The following is a 16,485-nucleotide window of genomic DNA, read 5'->3' as shown; positions in this document are numbered from 1 at the left end:
AGTGATATTTTGTTACGCCGGCGATCATGGAAGGTGTCGAATAAAAAATTCAATTAAATCAGAATAAATTTAGATACAAGGTCAACCAGAGACGATTAATGGTTTCAGCCTGACTAAATTCGTCAGGCAGACGATAAAAATTGAGAGCGCTCTCTAAATGAAATTAATTCGCATCACGAATATATAAGTGAAAATTAAGATTAGTAAGGCCAATATCAGAAAACTTATGGCCTCACGCGCTGCGATTAATTAAACGCAGCCCAGATAAATGTGAGAGGAATAGATTATTCGCTAAATCGCAGGTATAAAAAAGCGCGACCTAAGCCGCGCTGATTCATTAATTTTCGAGGCGAATAAGATTAGCCTTCGATTTTCGCCCAGGTGTCACGCAGGCCGACGGTGCGGTTAAACACCAGATGCTCGGCCGACGAGTAACGGTTGTCGGCGCAGAAGTAGCCTTCACGCTCGAACTGGTAGGCTTTCTCCGGCTGTGCGGCCGCCAGGCTCGGCTCAACGAAGCCGTGCTTGATCACCAGCGATTCCGGGTTGATGGTGGAGAGGAAGTCCTCCGCCGCGCCCGGGTTAGGCACGCTGAACAGGCGATCGTACAGGCGAATTTCCGCCGGCAGCGCGTGCGCCGCAGACACCCAGTGGATCACGCCCTTCACCTTGCGGCCGTCGGCAGGATCTTTGCTCAGCGTTTCCGCATCGTAGCTGCAGAAGATGGTGGTGATCTCGCCCGCTTCGTCCTTCTCGACGCGCTCGGCCTTGATCACGTACGCATTGCGCAGACGCACTTCTTTGCCCAGCACCAGACGCTTGTACTGCTTGTTGGCTTCCTCGCGGAAGTCGGCGCGATCGATATAGATTTCGCGGCTGAACGGCACATCGCGGCTGCCCATTTCCGGTTTGTTCGGGTGGTTAGGCATGGTGACCATTTCCACCGCATCGCCCATGTTCTCGATGACGATTTTCACCGGATCCAGCACCGCCATGGCGCGCGGGGCGTTCTCGTTCAGATCGTCACGGATGCAGGATTCCAGCGCCACCATCTCGACGTTGTTGTCTTGCTTGGTCACGCCGATGCGCAGGCAAAACTCGCGGATAGAGGCGGCGGTATAACCGCGACGGCGCAGACCGGAAACGGTCGGCATACGCGGATCGTCCCAGCCCTCAACGATCTTCTCGGCCACCAACTGGTGCAGCTTGCGCTTCGACATGATGGCGTATTCGAGGTTGAGGCGCGAAAACTCGTACTGACGCGGGTGGCAAGGAATGGTGATGTTATCCAGCACCCAGTCATACAGACGGCGGTTATCCTGGAATTCCAGAGTACACAGCGAGTGGGTGATCCCTTCCAGCGCATCGGAAATGCAGTGGGTGAAATCGTACATCGGATAGATGCACCATTTATTGCCGGTCTGGTGGTGTTCGGCGAACTTGATGCGGTACAGCACCGGATCGCGCATCACGATAAACGGCGAAGCCATATCGATCTTGGCGCGCAGGCAGGCGGCGCCTTCGGCAAACTCGCCGTTGCGCATCTTCTCGAACAGCGCCAGGTTCTCTTCCACGCTGCGATCGCGGTACGGGCTGTCTTTGCCCGGCGCGGTCAGCGTGCCGCGATATTCACGGATCTGCTCCGGCGACAGCTCATCGACGTAGGCCAGGCCCTTGGAGATCAGCTCAACCGCATACTGATGCAGCTGATCGAAATAGTCTGAGGAGTAACGAACGTTGCCGCTCCACTCAAAGCCCAGCCACTCCACGTCGTGCTTGATTGACTCCACGAACTCGATGTCTTCTTTCACCGGGTTGGTGTCATCGAAACGCAGGTTGCACTGGCCCTGATAGTCCTTGGCGATGCCGAAGTTCAGGCAGATGGACTTGGCGTGGCCGATATGCAGATAGCCGTTAGGCTCCGGCGGGAAGCGGGTATGTACCGACGTGTGTTTCCCCGACGCCAGATCTTCATCGACGATCTGACGGATAAAATTGGTTGGGCGGGCTTCAGCCTCACTCATTTCACTGTTCCTCAATGCAAAGCGCTACACATAACCGCCTATGATCCAACAAGCCACGTCTGGAAACAACCGTTTGTTTCACGAAAAATGCGGCGCGTTGCACCATCGGCGCGCAGCGCACCGCCATGGGGCGAAACGGAATAAAAAAAGCGGGAAGAGATCGCTCTCTTCCCGCCAAGTCGGGGCAAACTCCGCCATGATGCGTGACCGGCCCCGGATACTACTCAGGTAAAAACGGCCTTACTTTTGGATCTCGTACAGCTTGGTCTGACCGGCGACCACCGAGCCGCTGGCCAGCGCCGCCAGGCCGGCGTAGTCGTCAGCGTTGCTGACCACCACCGGGCTTATCATCGAGCGCGCGTTAGCGTTCAGGTAATCCAGATCCAGTTCCAGAATCGGTTGACCGGCTTTCACTTCCGCGCCCTCTTCCACCAGGCGTTTGAAGCCCTGGCCTTCCAGCGCGACGGTGTCGATCCCCATGTGTACCACGACCTCAGCGCCCTTGTCGGTTTCCAGGCAGAACGCGTGGTTGGTATTGAAGATTTTCACCACGGTGCCATCCGCCGGCGCCACCACGATCTTGTCGGTCGGGCGAATCGCCAGGCCGTCACCGACCGCCTTGCTGGCGAAAGCTTCGTCCGGCACCTGATCGAGCGCCACGACTTCACCCGTCACCGGCGCCACCAGCGTTTCAAACGCGACTTTCGGTGCGTTCGGCACCGCCTGCGGTTTGACTTCCGCGGCAGGGGCCGCCGCCGGAGCCGCCGCAGCCGCTACCGGGCCGGCCGCAATTACGTTGCGCATTGCGCTGGCAATCAGCTCGGCACGGGTGCCGACGATCACTTGTACGCTCTGCTTGTTCAGACGAATAACGCCCGACGCACCGAGGCGTTTCGCCAATGCGTCGTTCACCAGCGCAGAGTCCTTCACGTTCAAACGCAGGCGGGTGATGCAGGCGTCGATGCCGGTCAGGTTGTCGGATCCGCCGATCGCGCCGACGTAGCGACGGGCCAGCGTGGTGGTTTCGTTCTCGTCTTTACCGGCGCTGCTGTTGACGTTGACGTCATAACCGTCGGTTTCGTCACCGGCAACCGCCAGCTCGCGGCCCGGGGTCATCAGGTTGAACTTGTTGATGGTGAAGCGGAACACCACATAGTAGATAACGAAGAACACCAGGCCCTGCGGGATCAGCATGTACCAGTGGGTCGCCAGCGGGTTACGCACCCACAGCATCATATCCACCAGGCCGGCGCTGAAACCGAAGCCTGAAATCCAATGCATGTTAGCGGCGATGAACACCGAGATACCGGTCAGTACGGCGTGGATCACGTACAGCACCGGTGCCACGAACATGAAGGAGAACTCCAGCGGTTCGGTGATGCCGGTAAAGAAGGCAGCGAATGCCCCTGCCATCATGATCCCCAGCACCTTCGCCTTATTCTCAGGACGCGCGCAGTGATAGATGGCCAGCGCCGCGCCCGGCAGACCGAACATCATGATCGGGAAGAAGCCCGCCTGATAACGGCCGGTGATGCCAACAACCGCTTTACCCGCGTCAATCGACTGCTGGCCGCCGAGGAAGTTAGGGATATCGTTGATGCCGGCCACGTCGAACCAGAACACCGAGTTCAGCGCGTGGTGCAAGCCGACCGGGATCAGCAGGCGGTTGAAGAAGGCATAGATACCCGCGCCGACGGAGCCCAATTTTTGGATGTGTTCGCCGAAGCTCACCAGAGCGCCGAACACGACCGGCCAGACGAACATTAGGATGTAAGCGACCAGGATCATCAGGAAGGAAATGAGGATCGGCACCAAACGGCGGCCGCTGAAGAACGACAGCGCCTTAGGCAACTCGACACCGCTGAAGCGGTTGTACACTTCGGCGGAGATGATACCCACCAGAATACCAACGAACTGGTTCTCAATCTTGCCGAACGCGGCAGGCACCTGATCGAGCGGGATCTTCTGAATCATCGACACGGCGGCCGGTGAACAGAGGGTCGTCAGCACCAGGAAACCGACGAAACCGGTCAGTGCGGCAGAGCCGTCCTTATCTTTGGACATGCCGTAGGCGACACCAACGGCGAACAACACCGCCATATGATCGATAATCGCAGAGCCAGACTTAATCAATAAGGCAGCGAAAGCGTTGTCGCCGCCCCAACCAACAGGGTCAATCCAGTACCCGACGCCCATCAAGATGGCGGCAGCGGGCAGCGTGGCGACCGGCACCATCAGCGCCCGTCCCACCTTTTGCAAATAACTAAGAATGTTCACCTTTTCCCCCTATGTTGTCCGCGGACGGACCCTATTAGTAGTTTATTTGGAGCTCTCACTACCTTTTTAGAAACAATGCTTGGCACGTATCACTCATGCCGAGTGTAAAAAATTTATTTTGTATCGCAAATTAAAACCTCCTTTTTTGTGATAAATATCACCAAAAAGTAGTCTTTCCCTCCCAGATTGCTGGCCATCACACAAAACTTATTTTATCATTCAAAAAATCAACCGGACGGACGATTCACGCGAGAATCATAAAGCTGGGTTACGCTTAGGACTCCCGCAGGCCCGTACAGTATAGCTTTAGTTTACTTATCCCAAGAGGTGTTAGATGAGACTTATCCCACTGAAAGATACCGCACAAGTCGGCAAATGGGCCGCGCGTCATATCGTTCAACGCATCAACGCATTCAAGCCAACCGCAGAGCGCCCGTTTGTCCTCGGCCTGCCTACCGGCGGCACGCCGCTGGAAGCCTACAAACATCTGATTGCGATGCACAAAGCAGGTGAAGTAAGCTTTAAGCATGTTGTGACTTTCAACATGGACGAGTACGTTGGCCTGCCGCAGGAACACCCGGAAAGCTACCACACCTTCATGTACCGCAACTTCTTTGACCACGTTGATATCCCTCGTGAAAATATCAACCTGCTGAACGGCAACGCCGCGGATGTCGACGCCGAGTGCCGCCAGTACGAAGAGAAGATCAAATCTTACGGCAAAATTAACCTGTTCATGGGCGGCGTGGGTATCGACGGCCATATCGCGTTCAACGAGCCGGCTTCGTCCCTGGCTTCGCGCACCCGCATCAAAACGCTGACCGAAGACACCCGCATCGCCAACTCGCGCTTCTTCGGCGGCGACGTCAGCCTGGTGCCGAAATATGCGTTGACCGTCGGCGTGGGCACGCTGCTGGATGCCGAAGAAGTGATGATCCTGGTGACCGGCCACGCCAAGGCGCAGGCGCTGGAAGCCGCTGTGGAAGGCAATATCAACCACATGTGGACCATCAGCTGCCTGCAGCTGCACGCCAAAGCGGTGGTGGTGTGCGACGAACCGGCCACCATGGAACTGAAAGTCAAAACCGTCAAATATTTCCGCGAGTTAGAAGCGGAAAGCGTGAAAAGTCTTTAATCTTTGCAGGGGGCTACGATGTTCGCTTTAACCCACGGCCGAATCTATACCGGCCACGACGTACTTGATGACCATGCAGTCATTATCGCTGATGGGCTGATCGAGAGAGTCTGCCCGGTGGCTGAATTGCCCGCCGGCATCGAAACGCGCGACCTGGGTGGCGCCATCCTGGCCCCCGGGCTCATTGACGTGCAGCTGAACGGCTGCGGCGGCGTCCAGTTCAACGATTCGCTGGAAGCAATCTCGGAAGAAACGCTGGAGATCATGCAGCGCGCCAACGAGAAATCCGGCTGCACCAGCTATCTGCCGACGCTGATCACCAGCAGCGACGAATTCATGAAGCACAGCGTCGACGTGATGCGCGCTTATCTGAAAAAGCACCAAAACCAGGCGTTGGGCCTGCACCTGGAGGGGCCGTACCTCAGCCCGGTAAAAAAAGGCACTCACAACCCGGCGTTCATTCGCAAGCCAACGCAGGACATGATCGATTACCTGTGCGCCAACGCCGACGTGATCACCAAGGTGACGCTGGCACCGGAAATGGTTGAGCCGCACGTTATTAAACAGCTGACCGAGGCCGGCATCGTGGTCTCCGCCGGCCACTCGAATGCCACCTACGATCAGGCGCGCACCGGCTTCGCCGCCGGCATCAGCTTCGCCACCCACCTGTACAACGCCATGCCGTATATCACCGGCCGCGAACCGGGGCTGATGGGGGCGATCTTCGATACGCCAGAGGTCTATACCGGCATCATCGCCGACGGCCATCACGTAGCCTGGGCGAGTATCCGTAACGCCAAACGCCTGAAAGGTGATAAATTGGTCTTGGTCACCGACGCGACCGCACCGGCGGGTGCAGATATTGACCAATTTATTTTCGCCGGTAAAACAATATACTATCGGGATGGGCTGTGCGTGGATGAGAACGGCACCCTGAGCGGTTCCGCGCTGACCATGATCGAAGCGGTGCAAAACAGCGTCGAGCATATCGGCATCGCGCTGGACGAAGCGCTGCGCATGGCGACGCTGTATCCGGCGCGCGCCATTGGCGTCGATCACCGTCTGGGCACCCTCGAAGCCGGCAAGGTGGCTAACCTGACCGCCTTCACCCGTGATTTCAAGATCACCAAAACGCTCGTTAACGGTAACGAGGTTTAATTCAATGAACAGCGAGTAACATTATTGATGAGCACTGGCGGACAAGCACAAATAGGGAACGTTGACTTAGTCAAACAACTTAACGGCGCAGCAGTTTACCGCCTGATCGACCAGCAGGGCCCGATCTCGCGCATTCAAATTGCCGAACTCAGCCAGCTTGCTCCCGCCAGCGTCACCAAAATTACTCGCCAGTTGCTGGAGCGCGGGCTGATCAAAGAAGTCGATCAGCAAGCCTCCACCGGCGGCCGCCGCGCGATCTCCATCGTGTCGGAAACCCGTCATTTCCATACCGTCGCGGTGCGTCTCGGCCGCCACGATGCCACCATCACCCTGTATGACATGAGCGGTAAATCGCTCAGCGAAGAACACTATCCGCTGCCGGAACGCACCCAGGAAACGCTGGAGAATGCGCTGTTCGCCGCCATCGCCCAATTCATCGAAGCGAACCAGCGCCGCCTGCGCGAACTGATCGCCATCGCGGTGATCCTGCCCGGCCTGGTGGATCCGGCGCTGGGCGTGGTGCGCTACATGCCGCACATCAGCGTCAGCAACTGGGCGCTGGTGGACAACCTGCAGCAGCGCTTCAACGTCACCAGTTTCGTCGGCCACGACATCCGCAGCCTGGCGCTGGCGGAGCACTACTTCGGCGCCACCCGCGACTGCGAAGACTCGATTCTGGTGCGCCTCCACCGCGGTACCGGCGCCGGCATCATCGTCAACGGGCAGATTTTTCTCGGCAACAACGGCAACGTCGGCGAGATCGGCCATATCCAGATCGATCCGCTGGGGGAACGCTGCCACTGCGGCAACTTCGGCTGCCTGGAAACCGTGGCCGCCAACGCCGCGATCGAACAGCGCGTGCGCCAGTTGCTGAGCCAGGGCTACCCGAGCAAATTGACGCTGGAAGACTGCGGTATCAACGCCATCTGCAAGGCCGCCAACCGCGGCGATCTGCTGGCCAGCGAAGTGATCGAACACGTCGGCCGCTATCTGGGCAAGGCGGTGGCCATCGCCATCAACCTGTTCAATCCGCAGAAGGTGGTGATCGCCGGTGAGATCACCGAAGCGGACAAGGTGCTGCTGCCGGCGATCCAGAGCTGCATCAATACCCAGGTGCTGAAGGACTTCCGCAAAAATCTGCCGGTGGTGACCTCCGAACTCAATCATCGCTCGGCGATCGGCGCTTTCGCCCTGGCCAAACGCGCGATGCTCAACGGCGTGCTCTTGCAGCGATTGCTGGAAAGCTGATCCGCCGCTTCTGGCAGGTGTGTTATCGTCACCTCTTGCCTGCCGTAATCATGAGAAACAGCGACAAATGAAAATCAAAAACGTTATATGCGATATCGACGGCGTGCTGCTGCATGACAATACGCCGGTGCCCGGCGCCGATCTGTTCCTGGCGCGCATCCAGGAACAAGGCATGCCGCTGGTGGTGCTGACCAACTACCCGTCACAGACCGCGCAGGATCTGGCGAACCGCTTCGCCGCCGCCGGTCTGGAAGTGCCGGAGAGCGCGTTCTATACCTCGGCGATGGCCACCGCCGATTTCCTGCGCCGGCAGGAAGGCAAAAAGGCCTACGTGGTCGGTGAAGGCGCCCTTATCCATGAGCTGTACAAAGCCGGTTTCACCATCACCGACATCAACCCGGATTTCGTGATCGTCGGTGAAACCCGCTCTTACAACTGGGACATGATGCACAAAGCCGCCTATTTCGTGAGCAATGGGGCGCGCTTTATCGCCACCAACCCGGATAGCCACGGCCACGGCTTCTCGCCGGCCTGCGGCGCACTGTGTGCCCCCATCGAGAAGATCACCGGCCGCAAGCCGTTTTACGTCGGCAAGCCCAGCCCGTGGATCATTCGCGCCGCACTGAACAAAATGCAGGCGCACTCGGAAGAAACGGTGATCGTCGGCGACAACCTGCGTACCGACATCCTGGCGGGCTTCCAGGCCGGCCTGGAAACCGTTCTGGTGCTGTCCGGTGTCTCCACGCTGAGCGACATCGAAACCATGCCGTTCCGCCCGAGCTATGTCTACCCTTCCGTCGCCGATATCACTATCTTCTGATGCGGCCATGGCGGCCGCCCGGCCGCCATTATTTCCTTCTCCCTCAGCGTCAGTTTGAATTTAATTCGTTCATGGCAGCAAAAGGTTTCAGCCTGCCTGCATTAAAAATCCTCATTATAACTTTACGCCCCGCCAATAGCTGATATTGCCGGCGAGCGGAAAACCCTTACCCCTAATGAATGAGGCTACCATGAGCACAAATAACATTATTAATGCCGTCGCCGCCGATGACGCGGCCATTATGCCGTCTATCGCCAATAAAAAGATCCTGATGGGTTTCTGGCACAACTGGGCCGCCGGCGTCAGTGACGGCTATCAGCAAGGCCAGTTCACCAATATGAACCTGACCGACATTCCCGCCGAGTACAACGTGGTGGCCGTCGCCTTTATGAAAGGCCAGGGCATCCCGACCTTCAAACCTTACAACCTGTCCGACGCCGAGTTTCGCCGCCAGGTAGGCGTGCTGAACAGCCAGGGCCGCGCGGTGCTGATCTCCCTCGGCGGCGCAGACGCGCATATCGAGCTGAAAACCGGCGACGAAGACAAGCTGAAAGACGAGATTATTCGCCTGGTGGAAGTCTATGGCTTCGACGGCCTGGATATCGATCTGGAACAGGCGGCGATCGGCGCCGCCAATAATAAAACCGTCTTGCCTGCGGCGCTGAAAAAAGTAAAAGACCATTACGCCGCCCAGGGGAAAAACTTTATTATCAGCATGGCGCCGGAATTCCCGTATTTGCGCACCAACGGCACCTACCTGGATTATATTAACGCCCTCGAAGGCTATTACGACTTTATCGCGCCGCAATATTATAACCAGGGCGGCGACGGTATTTGGGTGGATGAACTCAATGCCTGGATCACGCAGAATAACGACGCCATGAAAGAGGACTTCCTCTACTACCTGACGGAAAGCCTGGTTACCGGCACCCGCGGCTATGCGAAGATCCCGGCGGCGAAATTCGTCATCGGCCTGCCGAGCAACAACGATGCCGCCGCCACCGGCTACGTGGTCAACAAACAGGCGGTGTATAACGCTTTCTCGCGTCTCGACGCCAAAAACCTGTCGATCAAGGGCCTGATGACCTGGTCAATCAACTGGGATAACGGCAAGAGCAAAGCCGGCGTCGCCTACAATTGGGAGTTCAAAACCCGCTATGCGCCGCTGATTCAGGGCGGCGTCACCCCGCCGCCGGGAAAGCCTAATGCGCCGACGGCGCTGACGGTCTCCGAGCTGGGCGCCACCTCGCTGAAACTGAGCTGGGCCGCCGCCACCGGCGCCTCACCGATCGCCAGCTACACCGTCTACCGCAACGGCAACCCGATCGGCCAAACCGCCGGTCTGTCGCTGGCCGACAGCGGTCTGACGCCGGCAACCCAGTACAGCTACTTCGTTACCGCGACCGACACCCTGGGCAATACCTCCCTGCCGAGCAGTGCGCTGGCGGTCAAAACCGCCAACGACGGCACGCCGCCCGATCCGGGCGCGCCCGAATGGCAGAACAACCACAGCTACAAAGCCGGCGACGTCGTGAGTTATAAAGGCAAGAAATACACCTGTATTCAGGCGCACACCTCCAATGCCGGCTGGACGCCGGATGCCGCGTTCACCCTCTGGCAGCTCATCGCCTAATCGCTAATCGATTGCCGGTCAAACTGGCCGGCAATCCCGCCATCACGCTAAAAATTGCATAATCGACAATTTTTTACGCCGATAACTGAAAATCCGTTAAAAACCTCAGCCACGCAAACAACTATTTCTCAGCGCATGGCTAAAACGCTTGCATCCTCCGCAGCTTTTGGCGCATTTTCATAACCACAGCGCAGCAAAACCGCGTTATCGCTGATAAATCGGCAATGCTGCCCATAACAGTAAAAACAACATCACAGTCATAAAAGCCCGTTAGGAGAGTTGTATGTGTTCTATTTTCGGTGTGCTCGATCTGAAGTCCGATCCCGTTGAACTGCGTAAGAAAGCGCTGGAGCTGTCACGTCTGATGCGCCACCGCGGCCCGGATTGGTCCGGCGTTTACGCCAGCGACAAAGCCATTTTGGCCCACGAACGCCTGTCGATCGTCGACGTCAACAACGGCGCTCAACCGCTGTACAACGCTGCGCACACCCACGTTTTGGCGGTCAACGGCGAAATTTACAACCACCAGGCGCTGCGCCAACAGCTGAGCGACCGCTATGCGTTCCAGACCGGCTCCGACTGTGAAGTAATCCTGGCGCTGTATCAGGAGAAAGGACCGGACTTCCTCGACGATCTGCAAGGCATGTTCGCTTTTGCCCTGTATGACACTGAAAAAGACGCCTACCTGATCGGCCGCGATCACCTGGGCATCATCCCGCTGTACATGGGCCATGACGAACACGGCAACCTGTACGTTGCCTCGGAAATGAAAGCGCTGGTGCCGGTGTGCCGCACCATCAAGGAATTCCCGGCCGGCAGCTACCTGTGGAGCCAGGACGGTGAGATCCGCGAATATTATCGCCGCGACTGGTTCGATTACGACAGCGTCAAGGACAACGTGACCGACGCCGCCGCCCTACGCACCGCGCTGGAAGAGTCGGTGAAAAGCCACCTGATGTCCGACGTGCCTTACGGCGTGCTGCTGTCGGGCGGGCTGGATTCCTCGGTCATCTCGGCGATCACCAAGAAGTACGCTGCGCGCCGCGTGGAGGATCAGGAACGCAGCGAGGCCTGGTGGCCGCAGCTGCACTCCTTCGCCGTCGGGCTGGAAGGCTCGCCGGATCTGCGCGCCGCGCAAGAGGTGGCTAACCACCTGGGCACCGTGCACCATGAGATCCACTTCACCGTGCAGGAAGGGCTGGACGCCATCCGCGACGTGATTTATCACATCGAAACCTACGACGTCACCACCATTCGCGCCTCGACGCCGATGTACCTGATGTCGCGCAAAATCAAGGCGATGGGCATCAAGATGGTGCTTTCCGGCGAAGGCGCGGATGAAGTGTTCGGCGGCTATCTGTACTTCCATAAGGCGCCGGACGCCCGCGAATTCCACGAAGAGACCGTGCGCAAACTGCTGGCGCTGCACATGTTCGACTGCGCGCGCGCCAACAAGGCGATGTCCGCCTGGGGCGTCGAAGCCCGCGTGCCGTTCCTGGACAAGAAATTCCTCGACGTAGCGATGCGCATCAACCCGAAAGATAAAATGTGCGGCAACGGCAAAATGGAAAAACACATCGTTCGCGAATGTTTCGAGTCCTATTTGCCCGCCAGCGTGGCCTGGCGCCAGAAAGAGCAGTTCTCCGACGGCGTCGGCTATAGCTGGATCGACACGTTAAAAGAGGTGGCTGCGCAGCAAATTAGCGATCAACAGCTCGAAACCGCGCGTTTCCGCTTCCCGTACAACACGCCAACGTCGAAAGAAGGCTACCTGTACCGCGAAATCTTCGAAGAGCTGTTCCCGCTGCCGAGCGCCGCCGAATGCGTACCGGGCGGCCCGTCCGTCGCCTGCTCGTCCGCCAAGGCCATCGAGTGGGATGAATCGTTCAAGAAGATGGACGATCCTTCCGGCCGCGCCGTTGGCGTGCACCAGGCCGCCTATAAATAATTGCGCGGCATTTCCCTCAGGGCGGGCCTTTTGGCCCGCCTTTTTGTTGCCTTTTCCCCCCGCCAACTGCCTGAATTGCCGATTTTATCGCCATAATGTTCACAACCCAGACAAACGGCGCTTCCGGGCGCTTTTTCGGGAAAAAACTTGTTGACGCAAATCGGTCATATACGCATAATGCGCCCCGCAACGCCGATGAAGGCAAAGCAAAAAAAAGAGGGCTACGTAGCTCAGCTGGTTAGAGCACATCACTCATAATGATGGGGTCACAGGTTCGAATCCCGTCGTAGCCACCATCTCTTTTTTGTATTTGCGGGAGTGGCGAAATTGGTAGACGCACCAGATTTAGGTTCTGGCGCCGCAAGGTGTGCGAGTTCAAGTCTCGCCTCCCGCACCATTTCTCTTCATCGTCGGCGCAGTATGTTGATGGGGTATCGCCAAGCGGTAAGGCACCGGTTTTTGATACCGGCATTCCCTGGTTCGAATCCAGGTACCCCAGCCATATTCTTTCGGGAATGGGGTTTCAACATAAGATTTGTTTGCAGGTGGGGTATCGCCAAGCGGTAAGGCACCGGTTTTTGATACCGGCATTCCCTGGTTCGAATCCAGGTACCCCAGCCATAACAAACTGCTTGCAAATCAAAGAAGTAAAAAGTAACATCGGCTACGTAGCTCAGCTGGTTAGAGCACATCACTCATAATGATGGGGTCACAGGTTCAAATCCCGTCGTAGCCACCATAATTGGGGTGTCGCCAAGCGGTAAGGCTCTGGTTTCTGATACCAGCATACCCAGGTTCGAATCCTGGCACCCCAGCCATATTTAGAAAAGCCCGCTTCGGCGGGCTTTTTGCTGTCTGGCGTTCAGCCAATCCTAACGGGCCCAGCCACCGCTGAGCCCTGTCGGTTACAATCCCAACGCGTACTTCAACGCATGTTCTTTCAGCTTGCCCGCCCGCTGCGCGGCCATCAGCGCCAGATTGCGCGCGACGTTCAGCGGCGCCAGGTTATTGCTGAAGGCGGTATAAAACAGATCCATGCCGCTCTGCATCAGCAGATTGTCGGTACGGCGGCGACGCTGATAACGCAGCAGTACCGCCTCGCTGCTCCAGTCCTCTCCCTGATCCCGCGCCTCGCTCAGCACGTTCAGCAAGGCATCCACATCGCGATACCCCAGATTGACGCCCTGCCCGGCCAGCGGGTTGATGGTATGCGCCGCATCGCCCACCAGCGCCAGCCCCGGCAGCACGTAGCGCTGCGCATGACGCCGCGTCAGCGGGAACGATCCGGCAGCGTGCACCTTGACCGGGCCCAGTCGCGCCGGAAAAGCGGTAGCGATTTCGCGCTCCAGCTGCGCCGGCGGCATCGCCTGCAGTTGGCGAATGCGCTGCGGGCTGTCATACCACACCAGCGACGCCCAGCTGTCGTACAGCGGCAGGAAGGCGCGGGGCCCGGACGGGAAGAAGCGCTGCCAGGTCACATCCTGCTGCGGCGCGCCGGTATCGACGGTGATCAACATGCACGCCTGACGATATTGCCAGCCGTTGGTGCCGATCGCCGCCAGCTTGCGCACCTGCGAGTTGGCCCCGTCGGCACCGACAACCAGCCGCGCTTGCAGCGTCTCGCCGCTGTCCAGCGTCAGCTGCCAGGCATTGTCCGCCCGCTGCAGCGATTGCAGCCTGGCGGGGCACAGCAGCGTCAGGTTGGCGCACTGCGCGAACTGTTGCCACAGCCCCAGCTGCAGAATGCGGTTTTCCACCATAAAGCCCAGCTCGGGCAGCCCCAGAGACACCGCGTCGAACGCCACGCGCGACGACGCCCACTCCCAGGTCTCCAGCCGGCGATACGGCGCCGTACGCATCGCCGTCACGGCCTGCCAGGCGCCGAGCTGTTTCAGCAGCCCCACCGAGGTGCAGCCGATCGCGGAAATGCGCAGGTCCGGCGGGCTTTGCGCCTCGAACGCCTGCGGCGCCTGATGTTCCAGCAACGCCACCGACCAGCCCGCCTGCGCCAGCCCCAGGGCCGCCGCCGCGCCGACCATGCCGCCACCCACCACCACCGCGTCATACCGATTTTGAGATGTCTTCATATTGGCTATGTTTTCTATGTGAATGCTCGCCATCCCACCCGACATGGCGTTTTGCGCAGTGTACCGGATTTTCGCTTCGGCTTCAGGTTGCGTGCCATTTTCCCCCGCGCTGGTCACAACGGCGGCAAATGATTACAATACGCGCCCTGCATGTCGCGTAACGCAACTTTCGCTCCGCACTGAGTAATGGCAAGTCAATGACGAAAAAACTACATATCAAAACCTGGGGCTGCCAGATGAATGAGTACGATTCATCGAAAATGGCCGACCTGTTGAACAGCACGCACGGCTTCGAGTGGACCGACAACGCCGAGGAAGCGGACGTGCTGTTGCTGAACACCTGCTCGATCCGTGAAAAAGCGCAGGAGAAAGTTTTCGCCATGCTGGGGCGCTGGCGCTTGCTGAAAGAGAAGAACCCGTCTGTCATCATCGGCGTCGGCGGTTGCGTGGCCTCGCAAGAAGGCGAACTGATCCGCAGCCGCGCGCCTTGCGTCGACGTGGTATTCGGCCCGCAGACCCTGCACCGCCTGCCGGAAATGATCAATCACGTTCAGGGCACCCGCAGCCCGGTGGTCGATATCAGCTTCCCGGAGATCGAAAAATTCGACCGCCTGCCGGAGCCGCGCGCCGAAGGCCCGACCGCCTTCGTGTCGATCATGGAAGGCTGCAACAAATACTGCACTTTCTGCGTGGTGCCTTACACCCGCGGCGAGGAAGTGAGCCGCCCGAGCGACGACGTGCTGTTCGAAATCGCCCAGCTGGCGGCGCAGGGCGTGCGCGAGGTCAACCTGCTCGGCCAAAACGTCAACGCTTACCGCGGCGCGACGCATGACGGCGATATCTGCTCGTTCGCCGAACTGCTGCGCCTGGTGGCGGCCATCGACGGCATCGATCGCATTCGCTTCACCACCAGCCACCCGATCGAGTTCACCGACGACATTATCGCGGTGTACGAAGACACGCCGGAGCTGGTCAGCTTCCTGCATCTGCCGGTGCAGAGCGGTTCGGACCGCATCCTGACCATGATGAAACGCGCGCACACCGCGCTGGAGTATAAGGCGATTATCCGCAAGCTGCGCAAGGCGCGGCCGGCCATCCAGCTGAGCTCCGATTTCATCGTCGGTTTCCCGGGCGAAAGCCAGGCCGACTTCGAACAGACCATGAACCTGATCGCCGACGTCAACTTCGACGTCAGCTTCAGCTTCATCTATTCGTCGCGCCCCGGTACGCCGGCGGCGGACATGGTCGACGACGTCAGCGAAGAAGAGAAAAAGCAGCGGCTGTACATTCTGCAGGATCGCATCAACCAGCAGGCGCTGCAGTTCAGCCGCCGCATGCTCGGCACCGTACAGCGCATTCTGGTGGAGGGCACCTCGCGTAAAAGCGTGATGGAGCTGGCCGGGCGCACGGAGTGCAACCGTGTGGTAAACTTCGAAGGCACGCCCGACATGATCGGCCAATTTGTCGACGTGGAAATTACCGAGGTGCTGACCAACACCCTGCGTGGCGCAGTGGTGCGCACCGAACAGCAGATGGATCTGCGCGTACATGAATCCCCGCAGTCGGTGATCGCCCGTACCCGCAAAGAAAACGCGCTGGGCGTCGGCATTTACCAGCCCTGACGCCGCGGCGGCCTGCATTATCGCCGCCCGTTCGCGCTACTCCTTACCGTTTCTCCGCCGGGCGCCCGCGCCCGGTGATGTTCTTTTTTTTATTTTTTTATTGTTGAAGAGGCGACATAACATGCAACTCCCACACTGCCCGAAGTGCAACTCCGAATACACCTACCAGGACAATGCCCTGTTCATCTGCCCTGAGTGCGCCCACGAGTGGAGCGACAGCGCCCCGGCGGAAGATCAGGACGCGCTGATCGTCAAAGACGCCAACGGCAACCTGCTGGCGGACGGCGACGCGGTCACCGTGATCAAGGATCTGAAGGTCAAAGGCAGCTCCTCGATGCTGAAGATCGGCACCAAGGTGAAAAACATTCGCCTGGTGGAAGGCGATCACAACATCGACTGCAAAATCGACGGTTTCGGCCCGATGAAGCTGAAATCCGAGTTCGTGAAAAAGAACTGATTCTCGGCGGCCTTGTTCTGTGATGACGCGGCGGGCTTTGCGCCCCGCCGCGTTTTTTCCTTATCTTCCCTTGAAT

The 16,485-nt window shown here is 58.5% G+C and carries 11 protein-coding genes and 6 tRNA genes; 14 read left to right on the top strand and 3 right to left on the bottom strand.

The features are described 5' to 3' along the window. Positions 1 to 359: 359 nt before the first annotated feature. Both glnS and nagE read right to left on the bottom strand, forming a co-directional pair. Complete coding sequence (glnS, locus tag WA302_RS02125; protein ID WP_025301858.1) at positions 360 to 2,024, bottom strand: glutamine--tRNA ligase; 1,665 nt, start codon at positions 2,022 to 2,024, stop codon at positions 360 to 362. Between the two features lie 240 nt (positions 2,025 to 2,264). Then, positions 2,265 to 4,301 carry an N-acetylglucosamine-specific PTS transporter subunit IIBC gene (gene nagE / locus WA302_RS02120; RefSeq protein ID WP_025301857.1) on the bottom strand — a complete coding sequence of 679 codons (2,037 nt, stop codon included), beginning with the start codon at positions 4,299 to 4,301 and terminating at the stop codon, positions 2,265 to 2,267. A 334-nt stretch (positions 4,302 to 4,635) separates the two neighbouring features. Here nagE and nagB point away from each other — a divergent pair, with 334 nt between their 5' ends. The 12 genes from nagB (at position 4,636) to WA302_RS02060 (ending at position 13,061) form a co-directional block, all read left to right on the top strand. Then, positions 4,636 to 5,436 carry a glucosamine-6-phosphate deaminase gene (gene nagB, locus WA302_RS02115; protein WP_004939952.1) on the top strand — a complete coding sequence of 267 codons (801 nt, stop codon included), beginning with the start codon at positions 4,636 to 4,638 and terminating at the stop codon, positions 5,434 to 5,436. 18 nt (positions 5,437 to 5,454) lie between these two features. After that, positions 5,455 to 6,594, top strand: coding sequence for an N-acetylglucosamine-6-phosphate deacetylase (nagA, locus tag WA302_RS02110; RefSeq protein ID WP_025301856.1), 1,140 nt, complete (start codon positions 5,455 to 5,457; stop codon positions 6,592 to 6,594). A 27-nt stretch (positions 6,595 to 6,621) separates the two neighbouring features. Next, entirely contained in the window at positions 6,622 to 7,842 is a 1,221-nt protein-coding gene (gene nagC / locus WA302_RS02105) for a DNA-binding transcriptional regulator NagC (protein WP_004939956.1), read from the top strand. 67 nt (positions 7,843 to 7,909) lie between these two features. Continuing rightward, on the top strand, positions 7,910 to 8,662 hold the full coding sequence (locus WA302_RS02100) for an HAD-IIA family hydrolase (RefSeq protein ID WP_004939957.1): 753 nt from the start codon (positions 7,910 to 7,912) through the stop codon (positions 8,660 to 8,662). 190 nt (positions 8,663 to 8,852) lie between these two features. Continuing rightward, positions 8,853 to 10,295 carry a carbohydrate-binding protein gene (locus tag WA302_RS02095; RefSeq protein WP_060447626.1) on the top strand — a complete coding sequence of 481 codons (1,443 nt, stop codon included), beginning with the start codon at positions 8,853 to 8,855 and terminating at the stop codon, positions 10,293 to 10,295. A 283-nt stretch (positions 10,296 to 10,578) separates the two neighbouring features. Further along, positions 10,579 to 12,243 (top strand): asparagine synthase B, encoded by a 1,665-nt coding sequence (gene asnB / locus WA302_RS02090; RefSeq protein WP_004939961.1) that lies wholly within the window; start codon positions 10,579 to 10,581, stop codon positions 12,241 to 12,243. A gap of 219 nt (positions 12,244 to 12,462) precedes the next feature. Further along, positions 12,463 to 12,539 (top strand) — tRNA-Met (locus WA302_RS02085). 16 nt (positions 12,540 to 12,555) lie between these two features. Then, positions 12,556 to 12,640 (top strand) — tRNA-Leu (locus tag WA302_RS02080). A gap of 30 nt (positions 12,641 to 12,670) precedes the next feature. Beyond that, positions 12,671 to 12,745, top strand: a tRNA-Gln gene (locus WA302_RS02075). 44 nt (positions 12,746 to 12,789) lie between these two features. Continuing rightward, positions 12,790 to 12,864, top strand: a tRNA-Gln gene (locus tag WA302_RS02070). 41 nt (positions 12,865 to 12,905) lie between these two features. Further along, a tRNA-Met gene (locus WA302_RS02065) sits at positions 12,906 to 12,982 on the top strand. A gap of 4 nt (positions 12,983 to 12,986) precedes the next feature. Next, a tRNA-Gln gene (locus WA302_RS02060) sits at positions 12,987 to 13,061 on the top strand. An 87-nt stretch (positions 13,062 to 13,148) separates the two neighbouring features. Here the strand turns inward: WA302_RS02060 and ubiF are convergent. Next, entirely contained in the window at positions 13,149 to 14,330 is a 1,182-nt protein-coding gene (gene ubiF, locus WA302_RS02055; protein ID WP_049295165.1) for a 3-demethoxyubiquinol 3-hydroxylase, read from the bottom strand. A gap of 197 nt (positions 14,331 to 14,527) precedes the next feature. Between ubiF and miaB the strand changes: the two genes are divergently transcribed. Further along, on the top strand, positions 14,528 to 15,952 hold the full coding sequence (gene miaB, locus WA302_RS02050; RefSeq protein WP_025301853.1) for a tRNA (N6-isopentenyl adenosine(37)-C2)-methylthiotransferase MiaB: 1,425 nt from the start codon (positions 14,528 to 14,530) through the stop codon (positions 15,950 to 15,952). A gap of 121 nt (positions 15,953 to 16,073) precedes the next feature. Then, on the top strand, positions 16,074 to 16,409 hold the full coding sequence (locus tag WA302_RS02045; RefSeq protein WP_004939967.1) for a zinc ribbon domain-containing protein YjdM: 336 nt from the start codon (positions 16,074 to 16,076) through the stop codon (positions 16,407 to 16,409). The last annotated feature ends 76 nt before the right edge of the window (positions 16,410 to 16,485 follow it).

The organism is Serratia sp. 201 (assembly GCF_037027545.1).
GTDB lineage: Bacteria > Pseudomonadota > Gammaproteobacteria > Enterobacterales > Enterobacteriaceae > Serratia > Serratia bockelmannii.
Note: the sequence above shows the minus strand (reverse complement) of the source record. Positions and strands in the feature narration are given on the sequence as shown.

What these genes read in the sequence shown, in the direction of transcription:
- glnS (WP_025301858.1), bottom strand. Translation starts at nt 2,024, where the DNA reads ATGAGTGAGGCTGAAGCCCGCCCAACCAATTTTATCCGTCAGATCGTC.
- nagB (WP_004939952.1), top strand. Translation starts at nt 4,636, where the DNA reads ATGAGACTTATCCCACTGAAAGATACCGCACAAGTCGGCAAATGGGCC.
- nagA (WP_025301856.1), top strand. Translation starts at nt 5,455, where the DNA reads ATGTTCGCTTTAACCCACGGCCGAATCTATACCGGCCACGACGTACTT.
- nagC (WP_004939956.1), top strand. Translation starts at nt 6,622, where the DNA reads ATGAGCACTGGCGGACAAGCACAAATAGGGAACGTTGACTTAGTCAAA.
- WA302_RS02100 (WP_004939957.1), top strand. Translation starts at nt 7,910, where the DNA reads ATGAAAATCAAAAACGTTATATGCGATATCGACGGCGTGCTGCTGCAT.
- WA302_RS02095 (WP_060447626.1), top strand. Translation starts at nt 8,853, where the DNA reads ATGAGCACAAATAACATTATTAATGCCGTCGCCGCCGATGACGCGGCC.
- asnB (WP_004939961.1), top strand. Translation starts at nt 10,579, where the DNA reads ATGTGTTCTATTTTCGGTGTGCTCGATCTGAAGTCCGATCCCGTTGAA.
- ubiF (WP_049295165.1), bottom strand. Translation starts at nt 14,330, where the DNA reads ATGAAGACATCTCAAAATCGGTATGACGCGGTGGTGGTGGGTGGCGGC.
- miaB (WP_025301853.1), top strand. Translation starts at nt 14,528, where the DNA reads ATGACGAAAAAACTACATATCAAAACCTGGGGCTGCCAGATGAATGAG.
- WA302_RS02045 (WP_004939967.1), top strand. Translation starts at nt 16,074, where the DNA reads ATGCAACTCCCACACTGCCCGAAGTGCAACTCCGAATACACCTACCAG.